Here is a 12,669-nt window from a genome sequence, read left to right as displayed (position 1 = left end):
AACCGAGCGGGGTGAGCTACATGGCGACCAAGGACACCGGCGGCGGACAGCAGAAGGCGACGCGCTCCACTGAGGAGACCGAGGAGCAGGTGCAGGACGCGCAGGCGTCCGAGGACCTCAAGGAGCGGCAGGAGAAGCTGAGCGACGACGTCGACGACGTCCTCGACGAGATCGACGACGTCCTCGAGTCGAACGCCGAGGACTTCGTGCGCTCGTTCGTACAGAAGGGCGGCGAGTAGCGGCCGGATCCCCGGTCCGCCGGGCCCGTCGGCCGGCCCGCACCGTCGGCCGACGCTTCCGCGGGGTGCCCGTACCCGTACCGGCATCCCGCGGAAGCGCTTCTGCACCGGGATCGTGTTGATCACCGTCGACAGACGGGTAGGGTCCGTGGCGTAGTGCTTCAACTGCAATTCGGCCATCGGCAAGTTGGGGGATGATCCTGACACCTTGCGCAGGGCCATCGCATACCTGGAGGGAAACGCGTGGAAGCCAACACTCGTAGCACCGGGCGTCTACCAGCTGCGTTCCTGACGCCGGGTTCGTCCTCGTTCATGGACTTCCTGACCGACCACTCGCCCGAGATCCTGCCGGGCAACCGCAGTCTCCCGCCCGTACAGGGCGCGTTCGAGGCGCCGCACGGCACCACGATCGTGGCGGCCACGTTCCCCGGCGGGGTGGTGCTCGCCGGTGACCGGCGCGCCACCATGGGGAACATGATCGCCCAGCGCGACATGCAGAAGGTCTTCCCGGCCGACGAGTACTCGGCGGTGGGCATCGCCGGCACGGCCGGACTCGCCATCGAGATGGTCAAGCTGTTCCAGCTGGAGCTGGAGCACTTCGAGAAGGTCGAGGGCACCACGCTCTCCCTGGAGGGCAAGGCCAACCGCCTGTCCACGATGATCCGCGGCAACCTCTCGATGGCCATGCAGGGCCTGGCCGTCGTCCCGCTCTTCGCGGGCTTCGACGTCGACCGGGAGAAGGGCCGCATCTTCTCCTACGACGTCACCGGCGGCCGGTCCGAGGAGCAGGGGTACGCGGCCACCGGCTCCGGCTCCCTCTTCGCGCGGGGCTCGATGAAGAAGCTCTACCGCGACGACCTGACCGAGGAGCAGGCGCTCACCCTCGTGGTGCAGGCGCTGTACGACGCGGCGGACGACGACTCGGCGACCGGCGGTCCCGACCTGGCCCGTCGGCTCTTCCCGATCGTCACCGTCATCACCGACGAGGGCTTCCGGAAGCTGACCGACACGGAGTCCTCCGCGGTCGCGCGCTCGGTCGTGGAGCGGCGGCTCCAGGAGCCCGACGGCCCGCGTGCCGCCCTGCTCTGACCGTCCCGACGCTTCTCCGATGCACTCGTCACTGACAGAAAGGGACGGATAGCCGGTGTCGACGCCGTTCTATGTCTCACCCCAGCAGGCCATGGCCGACCGGGCGGAATACGCCCGGAAGGGCATCGCCCGTGGTCGCAGCCTGGTCGTGCTGCAGTACGCCGACGGCATTGTGTTCGTTGGCGAGAACCCGTCCCGTGCGCTGCACAAGTTCAGCGAGATCTACGACCGGATCGGCTTCGCGGCCGCCGGCAAGTACAACGAGTACGAGAACCTCCGCATCGGCGGCGTCCGTTACGCGGACCTGCGGGGGTACACCTACGACCGCGACGACGTGACGGCCCGTGGGCTCGCCAACGTCTACGCGCAGACGCTGGGCACCATCTTCTCCAGCGCGGCCGAGAAGCCGTACGAGGTGGAGCTGGTGGTCGCCGAGGTGGGCGCCGGGCCCGAGGGCGACCAGATCTACCGGCTGCCGCACGACGGTTCCATCGTGGACGAGCACGGCTCGGTCGCGGTCGGCGGCAACGCGGAGCAGATCAGCCAGTTCCTCGACCAGCGCCACCGTGACGGGATGTCACTCGCGGAGGCGCTGAAGCTGGCCGTGCAGGCACTCTCGCGCGAGGCCAACGGCAACGAGCGGGAGATCCCCGCCGAGCGGCTGGAGGTCGCGGTCCTGGACCGGACCCGGCCGCAGCAGCGCAAGTTCAAGCGGATCGTCGGACGGCAGCTGACCCGGCTGCTCGACGCGGACGGCGCGGGGGCGACCCCGACCGACGCCCCGTCCGACACCGAGGACACCGACGTCCCGCCCGTGGTGGACGCGGGCGGCACCGGGCCGGAGAGCACCGGTGACAGCGGTGCCGGGAAGACCGGCGAGGAAGACACCGAAGGCACGGAGGGGTCCGCGAAGGAGTAGCCCTCCCGCGAGGCGACCGAGCGTCGGACGCCCCCGGCAGCCCTGTAGGGCGGCCGGGGGCGCCGTCGTACCGCTCCCTCGGAGGAGGGCGCCGTGCCGTCAGGACCGGGCGGCCGCCGTCGAGCCGCGGGGCACCAGACGGACCGGCAGGTCGCCCTGGGCGGCCGGGCGGCCGTCCAGCACCGCGAGCAGCGCCTCCATGCCGTGCCGGCCGACCTGCTCGGCCGGCAGCCGCACCGTGGTGAGCTCGGGCTCCACCGCCGTGGCGAGGGCCAGGTCGTCGAAGCCGGTCACGGAGATGTCGTCGGGCACCCGCAGCCCGCGCCGCCGTACCGCCTTGCAGGCTCCCGCGGCCAGGATGTCGTCGTCGCAGACGATCGCCGTCGGCCCCGGCCCCGGCCCGGCCAGGACCGCTTCGGCGGCCTGTGTCCCGGCCCGTACGTCCAGGGCGGCGGTCACCGTCCGGGCGGTGGCGTCCGGGGCGGCCCGCAGCGCCTCGTGGAAGGCGCGGGCCCGCACCGTGAAGGTCCAGGTGTCCACCGCGGAGGCGAGGTGGACGAAGCGGCGGTGGCCCAGGCCCAGCAGATGCTCCGTCACCTGCCGCATGCCGTCGGCGATGTCGAGGTTCACCCACGCCGCCGCTCCGGCGTCCCCGGGATCGCTGTCCAGCATCACCAGGGGCAGCCCCGCGTCCCGCAGTGCCCCGAGCGCGTCGGCGGCCATGGAGGAGGCGATCACCCCGTCCAGCGCCGTCCGGGAGGAGGCGAACGGGTCCCGGGCCGGGCCGGTGCCGTCGGGCGACGGATAGAGCACCACACCGAAGTCGTGCTCCGCGGCGACGGCGGCCGCGCCCGTGTACACCCGGGCGAAGAACTCGTTGGTGAGCGCCGGGACGACGAGCAGAGCCGTACGGGTGTCGCCCAGGCGGAGACTGCGTGCGGCGAGATTCGGCCGGTAGCCCAGCTCCCGAACGCTGTCCCGGACCCGCCCGGCGGTGGTCTCGGACACCCGGCCGCGCCACTTGCCGCCGAGCACCAGCGACACCGTGGCCTGCGAGACCCCCGCGTCCCGGGCCACGTCGCGGCTGGTGGGCCGGGACGTGGCGGGCCGCCGCGCGCTGCTCACTGGTGCCTCCTGCTGGAACCGGACAGATGCCGCGGGATGGACCCACGGGCTGCGCACATGGTACGTATGGACTCCGAAGTTATACGTAAAACCCCGGGTGCGAGGCAGACCGGGGGAGAGGGGCGGGCATGGCCGCGGGCTATCTGGACATCCTCCGGGCGCGGCACGCGGCCAGACTGCTGGCCGGGACCCTGGTGGGGCGGCTGCCCAACGGCACCGCCCCGATCGCGATCGTCCTGTTCACCCGGGCCGAGGGCGGCAGCTACACCCTGGCCGGGGCGCTGGCCGCCGCGTACGGACTGGCCACGGCCGTCGGGCAGCCGCTGCTGGGGCGGGCCGTGGACCTGTACGGCCAGCCGCGCGTGCAGCTGCCCGCCGCCGTCGTCTCCGCGCTCGGCATGGCCGTCCTGGCGGTCGCGGGCCTCGGCACGCTCCCGCTCGCCTGTGCGGCGGTGATCGTCGCCGGTCTCTTCACCCCGCCGCTGGAAGGCGGCCTGCGCGCCCTGTGGCCGAGCGTGCTCGGCCGCGAGGACCGGGTGCACCGGGCCTACGCGATGGACGCGGTGGCCCAGGAGGTGATGTTCACCGTCGGCCCGCTCCTCGTCACCGTCCTGGTGTCGCTCTGGTCGCCGGTGGCGGCGCTCCTGGTCATCAACGCCCTCGGGGTCCTCGGCGCGCTCTGGGTGGTGCTCAGCGAGCCCTCCCGCGCCTGGCGCTCCGCCCCCCGTGAGGCGCACTGGCTGGGCGCGCTGCGCTCACCCGGACTCCTGGCCCTGCTGGGCGTGTTCTTCTTCGTCGGACTCGCGCTCGGCTCGATCACGGTGGCCGGCGTGGCCTACGCGGACGACCACGGCCGGGAGTCGGTGTACGGCTGGCTGATGGCCGCGCTCGGGCTCGGTGCGCTGATCGGCGGCGCGCTGTACGGGGCCCGGCAGTGGGCCGGAGCGCCCGAGCGCCGGCTGCGGGGCATCGTCGCCCTGCTCGCCCTGTGCTACCTGCCGTTGACGCTGACGCCCGGTGTGGCCGCCATGACCGCGCTGGCCGCGCTCGCCGGGGTGTTCCTGGCTCCGGCCATCGCCTGCTCCTTCATCGTGGTGGACCGGCACGCGCCGCGGGGCACGGTCACCGAGGCGTTCTCCTGGCTCGTGACGACCTTCGGCGTGGGCGCCGCGGCCGGAACGGCCGTCGCCGGCCCGGCCGTCCAGCTCGGCGGTACGGCCCAGGGGTTCGCCGTCGCCGGGGCCGGTGGAGCGGCCGCGCTGCTGGTGCTGCTCGCCACCGGGAAGGTCCTCGCAGCTCCCGGCCGCACCCCCGAGGTCGTGGCCGGATCGGAAAATGATCGCAACGGTGCTGCCGAACCCGGTTTCAGCTCAGGCCATAAGGCGTAATGTTCAGTCATGGACCGCCGCATTTTCGGGCTGGAGAACGAGTACGGCGTCACGTGCACGTTCAGGGGACAGCGCCGACTGTCACCTGACGAAGTGGCGCGCTACCTCTTCCGCCGTGTTGTGTCATGGGGCCGCAGCAGCAATGTCTTCCTGCGGAACGGCGCCCGCCTGTACCTCGACGTGGGATCGCATCCGGAATACGCAACCCCCGAATGCGACAACGTGACCGAACTGGTCACGCACGACAAGGCCGGCGAGCGCATTCTCGAGGGCCTGCTCGTCGACGCCGAACGCCGCCTGCACGAGGAGGGAATCGCGGGCGACGTCTATCTCTTCAAGAACAACACCGACTCGGCGGGAAACTCCTACGGGTGCCACGAGAACTACCTCGTCGCCCGGCACGGAGAATTCTCCCGGCTCGCGGACATCCTCATTCCGTTCCTCGTCACCAGGCAGCTCATCTGCGGTGCCGGCAAGGTGCTCCAGACGCCGCGCGGAGCCGTCTACTGCGTGAGCCAGCGTGCCGAGCACATCTGGGAGGGCGTCAGTTCCGCGACGACGCGCTCCCGGCCGATCATCAACACCAGGGACGAGCCGCACGCCGACGCGGAGCGCTACCGCCGGCTGCACGTCATCGTCGGCGACTCCAACATGTCCGAGACGACCATGCTGCTCAAGGTCGGCGCCACCGACCTGGTGCTCCGCATGATCGAGGCCGGCACCGTGATGCGTGACCTGACCCTGGAGAACCCGATCCGGGCGATCCGCGAGGTCAGCCACGACACCACCGGCCGCCGCAAGGTGCGCCTCGCCAGCGGCCGGGAGGCCTCGGCCATAGAGGTCCAGCGCGAGTACTACGAGAAGGCGGTCGACTTCGTCGAACGCCGGGGCATCCGCACCGGCACCGTCGAGAAGGTCCTGGAGCTCTGGGGCCGCACGCTGGACGCCATCGAGGCGGAGGACCTCGACCGGATCGGCACCGAGATCGACTGGGTCATGAAGTACAAGCTCATCGAGCGGTACCGGGCCAAGCACAACATGACCATGTCGAACCCGCGGGTCGCGCAGATAGACCTCGCCTACCACGACATCCACCGGCGCCGCGGGCTCTACTACCTGCTGGAGCGCAAGGGCCAGGCCGCCCGCATCTGCAACGACCTGAAGATCTTCGAGGGCAAGTCGGTGCCCCCGCAGACGACCCGGGCCCGGCTGCGCGGCGACTTCATCCGGCGGGCCCAGGAGCAGCGCCGGGACTTCACCGTCGACTGGGTCCACCTCAAGCTCAACGACCAGGCGCAGCGCACCGTGTTGTGCAAGGACCCGTTCCGCTCGGTCGACGACCGGGTGGAGAAGCTCATCGCCGGCATGTAGCGGTCCGGGCCGAACCCCACGGCCGTGACGTGATCGGGCCCCGTACGTTCTCCGTACGGGGCCCTTCGCTCGTGCTACGGCCTAGAGTGGCCCGGATCCCCTATACGTGCCGTCTGAGATCTGAGGAACCAGTGCGCCGACTTGCCGGCCTTCTCGTCGTCCCCCTACTGCTGCTGTCCGCGGTGGCATGCGGCGACGACAAGGCCTCCGACTCCGCCTCGTCCACGAACGGAGCGCCCGCGATCACCGCGGGCGAGAAGTTCGGCGAGAAGCCCACCCTGGCGAAGGGCGAGGGCGATCCACCCAAGGAACTGAAGACCGAGGTCGTCAGCGAGGGCGACGGCGCGAAGCTCAAGAACGGCGACGCGATCCAGGTGAACTACCTGGGGCAGGCCTGGGACTCCACCAAGCCGTTCGACAACAGCTTCGACCGGAAGCAGCCCTTCGACCTGACGCTCGGCGCGGGCATGGTCATCCAGGGCTGGGACAAGGGCCTCGTCGGCCAGAAGGTCGGCAGCCGCGTCGAGCTGGTCATCCCGCCGGACCTCGGCTACGGCAAGCAGGGCCAGGGCGAGGACATCAAGCCCGACGCCACCCTGGTCTTCGTCGTCGACATCCTGAAGGCGACCCAGATCCCCGCCTCCGCCAAGGGCACCGCGGTCGCCCAGGACAACATCGACCTGCCCAAGGTCGGTACGAACACCGACGGCAAGGCCCCCTCGGTGAAGATCCCCAAGGTCGACCCGCCGAAGAAGCTCGTCTCCGACTACGTGCTGGAGGCCAAGGGCGACGTCGTCAAGGAGACCGACAGCGTCGTCGTGAACTACGTGGCCCTGGTGTGGAAGGACGGAAAGACGTTCGACAGCACCTACCAGACGGGCAAGACCCAGACCTTCCCGCTGGCCCAGGTCACCCTCAAGGGACTCAAGGACGGCCTGATCGGCAAGACGGTCGGCAGCCGGGTGCTGCTCGTCGTCCCGCCGGACCAGGGATTCGCCGACCAGGAGCAGCAGGGCATCCCCGCGAACTCCACCCTCGTCTTCGCCGTGGACATCCTCGCGAAGATGTAAGACTGTCCCGGTTGCCCAGTACATCAGTAAGAGGAGCAAGTCAGTGAGCATCGAGAAGCCCGAGATCGACTTCCCGGGTGGCGAGCCGCCGGCCGACCTGGAGATCAAGGACATCTGGGAAGGCGACGGACCGGTGGCCGAGAAGGGCCAGACCGTCTCCGTGCACTACGTCGGCGTGGCCTTCTCCACCGGCGAGGAGTTCGACGCCTCGTGGAACCGCGGCACCCCGCTGCAGTTCCAGCTCGGGGCCGGACAGGTCATCGCGGGCTGGGACCAGGGCGTGCAGGGCATGAAGGTCGGCGGCCGTCGCCAGCTGACCATCCCCGCGCACCTCGCGTACGGCGACCGCGGCGCCGGTGGCGGCCGTATCGCCCCGGGCGAGACGCTGATCTTCGTCTGCGACCTGGTCGCCGTCTGACCGCAGGGTGACAGCAGCGAGGGCCCGTGCCGCAAGGCGCGGGCCCTCGCTTTGGTCCGGACACCCCGGGGCGGTACGGTCGAGCGTCGTAGCGCACGTACAGAAAGGGCGTCGATGGCGATCGCCAAGGCCGAACGGCTGATGAACCTGGCGCTGTGCCTGCTGGGTACCCGGCGCCCGCTGAGCAAGCGTGAGCTCCGCGGGTCCATCGAGGCCTACCTGGAGGCGGGGTCCGACGACTCCTTCAACCGGATGTTCGAGCGCGACAAGGACGATCTGCGCGAACTCGGCCTGGTCATCGAGACCGTGGAGAACCTGGACGGCGACACGGGCTACCTCGCCCGCCGCGACAGCAACCGGCTGCCCCCCATCACCCTGGACGCCGAGGAGGCCGCCGCCCTCGGACTGGCCGCGAAGGTCTGGCAGCAGGCCCGGCTCGCCGGGGCGGCCAGCGGCGCCCTGCAGAAGCTGCGGGCCGCCGGGATGCCGGAGGCCGAGGACGCCTACGAGGTGCACAGCGCCCTGGAGCCCCGGATCCCGGTCCACGAAGCCGCCTTCGAACCGCTGATGCTCGCCTGCCGTGACCGCCGTCCCGTCACCTTCGACTACCGCAAGGCCAACGCCGCCCGCCCCGAGCAGCGCCAGGTCGAACCCTGGACGCTGGAGTGCTGGCGCGGCCACTGGTACCTGGCCGGCTGGGACCGTGAGCGGGGCGCCGAGCGGGTCTTCCGGCTGTCCAGGATCTCCGGCCGGGTCCGCTCCCGTGCCGGGGCGTTCACCGCGCCGGTGCCCGACGTGGTGACCGTCCGCGAGACGGTGGAGAGCTGGGCGGGGGAGACCGCCACCCGGACCGCCAGGATCAGACTGCGCACCGGCGCCGGCTACCCGCTGCGCGCCCGGGCGACCTCGGTGCGGGAGCTCGGTGACGGCTGGGAGGAGCTGGAGATCCCGTACGGACACGGACTGGACGCCTGGCTCGTCGAATTCGGGCCGGACGTCGTCGTCAGCGAGCCCGCCGACCTGCGGGCCGACGTGGTGGACCGGCTGCGCGCCGTGGCCAAGGACTGAGGGGGACCCGTACTCGTGGCCACGAACGCGATCGACCAGACCAGGCGGATGCTCTCCCTGGTGACCTATCTGCGGGAGCGTCCCGGCGCGCACGTCCAGGACGTGGCCCGGGCCTTCGGGATCACCGAGGACGAGCTGATCTCCGACCTCGACGTCCTGCCGATGTGCGGGACCAGCTTCCGCGGCGGTGACCTGCTCGACATCGACACCGACGGCGACCGGATCTGGTGGCACAACCCGGACGACGTCGCCGAGCCGCTGCGGCTGGCCGCCGACGAGGCGACCGCGCTGCTCGTCGCGGCCCGGGCGGTGGCCACCCTGCCGGGCCTGCGCGAGAGCGACCGGGCAGCACTGGTGCGGGCGACCGCGAAGCTGGAGACGGCGGCCGGTGAGGTGGGGGCCGCGAGCTCGCGGCTCTCGGTCACCTTCGAGTCCGAGGGCGGGGTCTTCGCCGACGTCGACCGGGCCATCTCCGAGCGCCGTCGGCTCTGGCTGCGCTACTACTCGCCCGCCCGCGACGAACTCACCGAGCGCGAGGTGGACCCGATCCGGCTGTTCGCCGTCGGCCACACCTACATGGAGGGGTGGTGCCGTCTCAGCGAGGCCCGGCGCACCTTCCGGCTGGACCGGGTCGCCGAGATCCGGCTGCTGGACGCCCCGTCCGCCCCGCCCGAGCTCGAACTGCGCGACTTGTCCGAGGGGCTGGTGCAGCCGGCGGCCGAGGACCCGGAGGTCGTGATCGAGGTCGGCCCCGGCGGCCGGTGGGTCGCGGAGTACTACCCGCACGACAGCGCGGAGGAGCTGCCCGACGGCGGCATGCGGATCACCCTGCGCACCCCCGACCCCGCCTCGCTGCGGCGGCTCGCCCTCCGGCTCGGCGGCGAGGGGCGCATCACCGCCCCCGAGGAGCTGGCCGAGAGCGCCCGGCAGGCGGCCCGTGAGGCGCTGGCCGCCTACGACGGCGCGCTCTGAGCGGCGGCCACCGGTGTACACAGGAGACAGACCTCACATGACCGCACCGCCGCGCACCCACTCCGGACCGGTCACCGTCCCGGTGCCCGCCGCCGTACAGTTCAGGGCTGCCTGCCCGGGCTGCCGCGCCCGGTTCGAGCTCGGCGCGGAGGCCCTCAGGCTGGCGATAGGCGCCAGCCGCCGTACGACCTTCTACTCCTTCACCTGTCCCGAGTGCGGCTCGGCCGTCCGCAAGCCGGCCGGGGAGCGCATCGTGGAACTCCTCACCGGCGGCGGGGTGCGGACCCTGCGTCTGCACACCGCCGCGCGGTGACCCGCACGGCAACGAGAGAACTTCGAGGCTCCGTCCATGTTCTGGCCCATGCTCGCCATCGCTCTGGGATTTCTCGGTCTGGCCGTGCTCGGCGTCCTGGCCGTCAAGGTCTTCGTCGAGGCGCAACGGCTCGGCAGACAGGTCGCCGAGACCACACAGCGGATCAACCGGGCGGCCGAGGACCTCGAACGGGCGGCCACCACCCTCGCCGACACCGGTGAGGCCCTGCGATAGCGGGGGCGGGGCCTCCAGATTCGCGGTGCCGGAGGGTACGCTGCTGGAGTGGCCCAGGCAGGGAGGTGCGGGCCGCGAGCGGGAGTACGCACAGGCATTGCCCGGCGTTTACCCCTGCGGGTTACGATCGCTGCCAGCGCGAGGGTCGGACGTATGTCCGGCCGTACGGGTAGCGAGCCCACCCTCCAGTCGCCTCAGTGAGAAGGAAGTCGCACATGATCGGCAATCTGAAGCCCCTCGAGATCGTTCTGATCATCGCTGTCATCCTGCTTCTCTTCGGTGCCAAGAAGCTTCCTGACATGGCGCGTTCGCTCGGCAAGTCGGCCCGCATCCTCAAGAGCGAGGCCAAGGCCATGAAGAAGGACGACGCGGAGCCCGCGGCGCCCACCACGGAGACCGTCGCGGACACCGCGCCGCCGGCCGCCTCCGCGCGCACGATCCAGGCCGCGCCCGGGGACGTCACGAGTTCCCGCCCGGTCAGCGAGCCCAAGCCCACCACCCAGAGCTGACAGCTGACCCGCACCACCGACGGCTGCCGCACGAGACGAGGGAAGTGGGTTGCTCAAGTCTGCCCGCAAGCAGGAGAAGGACGACGAAGGGCGGATGCCCCTCCTCGATCACCTGCGTGAGCTGCGCAACCGGCTGCTGAAGTCGGTCCTGGCCATCGTGGTCGCCGTCATCGCGGCAGCCTTCGTCTACCGGGACATCTTCGAGTTCCTGATGGACCCGATCCTGTCCTCGGTGGGCTGCAAGAACGGTGCCGTGACCATGATCAACGGCCGGCCGTGCGCGGAGATGACCACCAACGGTCTGCTGTCCCCCTTCACCATCGCGCTGAAGGTCTCGCTCATGACGGGTGTGCTGGTGGCCACCCCGGTGTGGCTGTACCAGCTGTGGGCGTTCGTCGCCCCCGGTCTGCACAAGCAGGAGAAGCGCTACTCGATGGCCTTCGTGGCCGCCGGCGTCCCGCTCTTCGTGGCGGGCGCCTACCTGGCGTACGCGATCCTGCCGCAGACCGCCGAGATCATGCTCGGCTTCACGCCCGAGAACGTGAAGAACCTGCTGCCGCTCGACGACTTCCTGGACCTGATCACCCGCATGGTGATCGTTTTCGGGCTGGCCTTCGAACTGCCGCTGCTGCTGATACTGCTGAACATCACGGGCGTCCTCAGCGGTGCGCGCATGCTGCGCTGGTGGCGCGGGATGATCGTCGGGCTCACCGCCTTCGGGGCGATCGCGACCCCGGGTGGCGACCCGCTGTCGATGATCCTGCTGGCCGGGCCGCTCGCGGTGCTCTACTTCATCGCCGTCGGCTTCTCCCTGCTCAACGACAAGCGCCGGCGCCGCAACAACCCCGACGCCGGACTCGACGACGACGAGGCGTCCGAGCTGGACCTCACCCCCGAGCCCATCGGCCCGGTGGGCGGCGGCGCGCGGGCGGCCCTGCCCGAGCAGGCGGGCGGCGACGCGGACGGCGGGCGGTCGCACCGGCTCAACGGTTACGACGACATCACCTGACCTTGTAAGGTCCCGCTGGTGACCAGCGAGATCACCCTTTTCGTCAATCCCACCGCGGGAAGCGGCCGGGGCGCGCGTGCCGCGCAGCCGGCCGCTTCCGCGTTGCGGGACGCCGGATTCTCCGTGCGTACGGTGCTCGGCGAGGACGCCGACGACGCCCTGCGGCGGGCCAAGGACGCGGTGGCCGGCGGGACCGGCGCCCTGATAGCCGTGGGCGGGGACGGCATGATGTCCCTCGCCCTCCAGGCGGTCGCCGGCACCTCGACCCCGCTCGGGGCCGTCGCCGTGGGGACCGGCAACGACTTCGCCCGCGCCCTCGGGCTGCCCGTTCGCGACCCGGCCGCGGCGGGACGGCTGGCCGCCGACGCGCTCAAGGCGGGCACGGCCCGTGCGATCGACCTCGGCCGGGTCGGGGAGCGCTGGTTCGGCTCCGTCCTCGCCTCCGGGTTCGACTCCCGGGTCAACGACCGGGGCAACCGGATGCGCCGGGTCGGCGGCCGGTTCAAGTACGACCTGGCGATCCTGGCCGAGCTGGCGGCCTTCCGTCCCGTCCCGTACCGGGTCCGGCTGGACGGCGGCCCGGTCCGGGAGATCGAGGCCACGCTGATCGCGGTGGGCAACGGCACCGCGTACGGCGGCGGCATGCGGATCTGTGCGGACGCCGTCATGGACGACGGACTCTTCGACGTGACCGTGGTCGGCGCGTGCAGCCGCACCACCCTGCTCAAGGTCTTCCCCCGGGTCTACAAGGGGACGCACCTCAACCACCCCGTGGTGAGCGTGCACCGGGTCTCCTCGATCGAACTGGCGGCGGCCGGGGTCACCGCCTACGCCGACGGCGAGCCGCTGGGCGCCCTGCCGCTCACCGCCACCTGCGTGCCCGGTGCCGTCCGCGTCCTGGCGGGGTGAAAAATAAGACCGGGCTGACTGTCGTACCCGGCGGGT

At 71.2% G+C, this 12,669-nt stretch carries 15 protein-coding genes and 1 pseudogene; 15 read left to right on the top strand and 1 reads right to left on the bottom strand.

Features of this window, described 5'->3' with window-relative positions:
* Nucleotides 1-20 precede the first annotated feature (20 nt).
* The 4 genes and pseudogenes from SACTE_RS05265 to prcA all read left to right on the top strand — a co-directional run bounded on the left by SACTE_RS05265 (nt 21) and on the right by prcA (nt 2,247).
* Nucleotides 21-239 (top strand): ubiquitin-like protein Pup, encoded by a 219-nt coding sequence (locus SACTE_RS05265; protein WP_014044990.1) that lies wholly within the window; start codon nt 21-23, stop codon nt 237-239.
* Nucleotides 240-356: 117 nt separating this feature from the next.
* Nucleotides 357-531 (top strand): annotated as a pseudogene (locus tag SACTE_RS34870) (endonuclease domain-containing protein); the annotation flags it as partial.
* Nucleotides 483-1,328: a proteasome subunit beta gene (gene prcB / locus SACTE_RS05260; protein ID WP_026359261.1), complete on the top strand. Its 846-nt coding sequence runs from the start codon at nt 483-485 to the stop codon at nt 1,326-1,328. The pseudogene SACTE_RS34870 and the gene prcB, both read left to right, overlap by 49 nt.
* A 55-nt stretch (nt 1,329-1,383) precedes the next feature.
* The gene (gene prcA / locus SACTE_RS05255) at nt 1,384-2,247 is read left to right on the top strand and encodes a proteasome subunit alpha (RefSeq protein WP_014044988.1); all 864 of its coding nucleotides are present in this window, start codon (nt 1,384-1,386) and stop codon (nt 2,245-2,247) included.
* A gap of 99 nt (nt 2,248-2,346) precedes the next feature.
* Here the strand turns inward: prcA and SACTE_RS05250 are convergent, their stop codons facing one another.
* Nucleotides 2,347-3,372, bottom strand: a complete 1,026-nt coding sequence (locus SACTE_RS05250; protein ID WP_014044987.1) for a LacI family DNA-binding transcriptional regulator — start codon at nt 3,370-3,372, stop codon at nt 2,347-2,349.
* 128 nt (nt 3,373-3,500) lie between these two features.
* Between SACTE_RS05250 and SACTE_RS05245 the strand changes: the two genes are divergently transcribed.
* From SACTE_RS05245 to SACTE_RS05195, 11 genes are all read left to right on the top strand, one after another.
* Nucleotides 3,501-4,760, top strand: a complete 1,260-nt coding sequence (locus tag SACTE_RS05245; RefSeq protein ID WP_014044986.1) for an MFS transporter — start codon at nt 3,501-3,503, stop codon at nt 4,758-4,760.
* A gap of 9 nt (nt 4,761-4,769) precedes the next feature.
* Entirely contained in the window at nt 4,770-6,131 is a 1,362-nt protein-coding gene (pafA, locus tag SACTE_RS05240) for a Pup--protein ligase (protein WP_014044985.1), read from the top strand.
* 131 nt (nt 6,132-6,262) lie between these two features.
* A complete protein-coding gene (locus tag SACTE_RS05235) occupies nt 6,263-7,201 on the top strand; it encodes an FKBP-type peptidyl-prolyl cis-trans isomerase (RefSeq protein ID WP_014044984.1) in 939 nt (312 codons plus the stop codon).
* 43 nt (nt 7,202-7,244) lie between these two features.
* Complete coding sequence (locus tag SACTE_RS05230; RefSeq protein WP_014044983.1) at nt 7,245-7,619, top strand: FKBP-type peptidyl-prolyl cis-trans isomerase; 375 nt, start codon at nt 7,245-7,247, stop codon at nt 7,617-7,619.
* Between the two features lie 114 nt (nt 7,620-7,733).
* Nucleotides 7,734-8,687, top strand: coding sequence for a WYL domain-containing protein (locus tag SACTE_RS05225; RefSeq protein WP_014044982.1), 954 nt, complete (start codon nt 7,734-7,736; stop codon nt 8,685-8,687).
* A 15-nt stretch (nt 8,688-8,702) separates the two neighbouring features.
* The gene (locus tag SACTE_RS05220) at nt 8,703-9,659 is read left to right on the top strand and encodes a WYL domain-containing protein (protein WP_014044981.1); all 957 of its coding nucleotides are present in this window, start codon (nt 8,703-8,705) and stop codon (nt 9,657-9,659) included.
* A gap of 37 nt (nt 9,660-9,696) precedes the next feature.
* Nucleotides 9,697-9,972: a hypothetical protein gene (locus SACTE_RS05215; RefSeq protein WP_014044980.1), complete on the top strand. Its 276-nt coding sequence runs from the start codon at nt 9,697-9,699 to the stop codon at nt 9,970-9,972.
* Nucleotides 9,973-10,008: 36 nt separating this feature from the next.
* Complete coding sequence (locus SACTE_RS05210; RefSeq protein WP_014044979.1) at nt 10,009-10,206, top strand: hypothetical protein; 198 nt, start codon at nt 10,009-10,011, stop codon at nt 10,204-10,206.
* Between the two features lie 215 nt (nt 10,207-10,421).
* Nucleotides 10,422-10,715 (top strand): Sec-independent protein translocase subunit TatA, encoded by a 294-nt coding sequence (gene tatA / locus SACTE_RS05205; protein WP_014044978.1) that lies wholly within the window; start codon nt 10,422-10,424, stop codon nt 10,713-10,715.
* 49 nt (nt 10,716-10,764) lie between these two features.
* Nucleotides 10,765-11,724 carry a twin-arginine translocase subunit TatC gene (gene tatC, locus SACTE_RS05200; protein WP_014044977.1) on the top strand — a complete coding sequence of 320 codons (960 nt, stop codon included), beginning with the start codon at nt 10,765-10,767 and terminating at the stop codon, nt 11,722-11,724.
* Nucleotides 11,725-11,742: 18 nt separating this feature from the next.
* Nucleotides 11,743-12,633: a diacylglycerol kinase gene (locus SACTE_RS05195; protein WP_014044976.1), complete on the top strand. Its 891-nt coding sequence runs from the start codon at nt 11,743-11,745 to the stop codon at nt 12,631-12,633.
* Nucleotides 12,634-12,669: the final 36 nt, after the last annotated feature.

The organism is Streptomyces sp. SirexAA-E (genome assembly GCF_000177195.2).
Taxonomy (GTDB): Bacteria; Actinomycetota; Actinomycetes; order Streptomycetales; family Streptomycetaceae; genus Streptomyces; species Streptomyces flavovirens.
The sequence above is the reverse complement of the archived record's forward strand: the minus strand, read 5'-3'. Positions and strand labels throughout refer to the sequence as shown.

What these genes read in the sequence shown, in the direction of transcription:
- SACTE_RS05265 (WP_014044990.1), top strand. Translation starts at nt 21, where the DNA reads ATGGCGACCAAGGACACCGGCGGCGGACAGCAGAAGGCGACGCGCTCC.
- SACTE_RS05245 (WP_014044986.1), top strand. Translation starts at nt 3,501, where the DNA reads ATGGCCGCGGGCTATCTGGACATCCTCCGGGCGCGGCACGCGGCCAGA.
- pafA (WP_014044985.1), top strand. Translation starts at nt 4,770, where the DNA reads ATGGACCGCCGCATTTTCGGGCTGGAGAACGAGTACGGCGTCACGTGC.
- SACTE_RS05225 (WP_014044982.1), top strand. Translation starts at nt 7,734, where the DNA reads ATGGCGATCGCCAAGGCCGAACGGCTGATGAACCTGGCGCTGTGCCTG.
- SACTE_RS05215 (WP_014044980.1), top strand. Translation starts at nt 9,697, where the DNA reads ATGACCGCACCGCCGCGCACCCACTCCGGACCGGTCACCGTCCCGGTG.
- SACTE_RS05210 (WP_014044979.1), top strand. Translation starts at nt 10,009, where the DNA reads ATGTTCTGGCCCATGCTCGCCATCGCTCTGGGATTTCTCGGTCTGGCC.
- tatA (WP_014044978.1), top strand. Translation starts at nt 10,422, where the DNA reads ATGATCGGCAATCTGAAGCCCCTCGAGATCGTTCTGATCATCGCTGTC.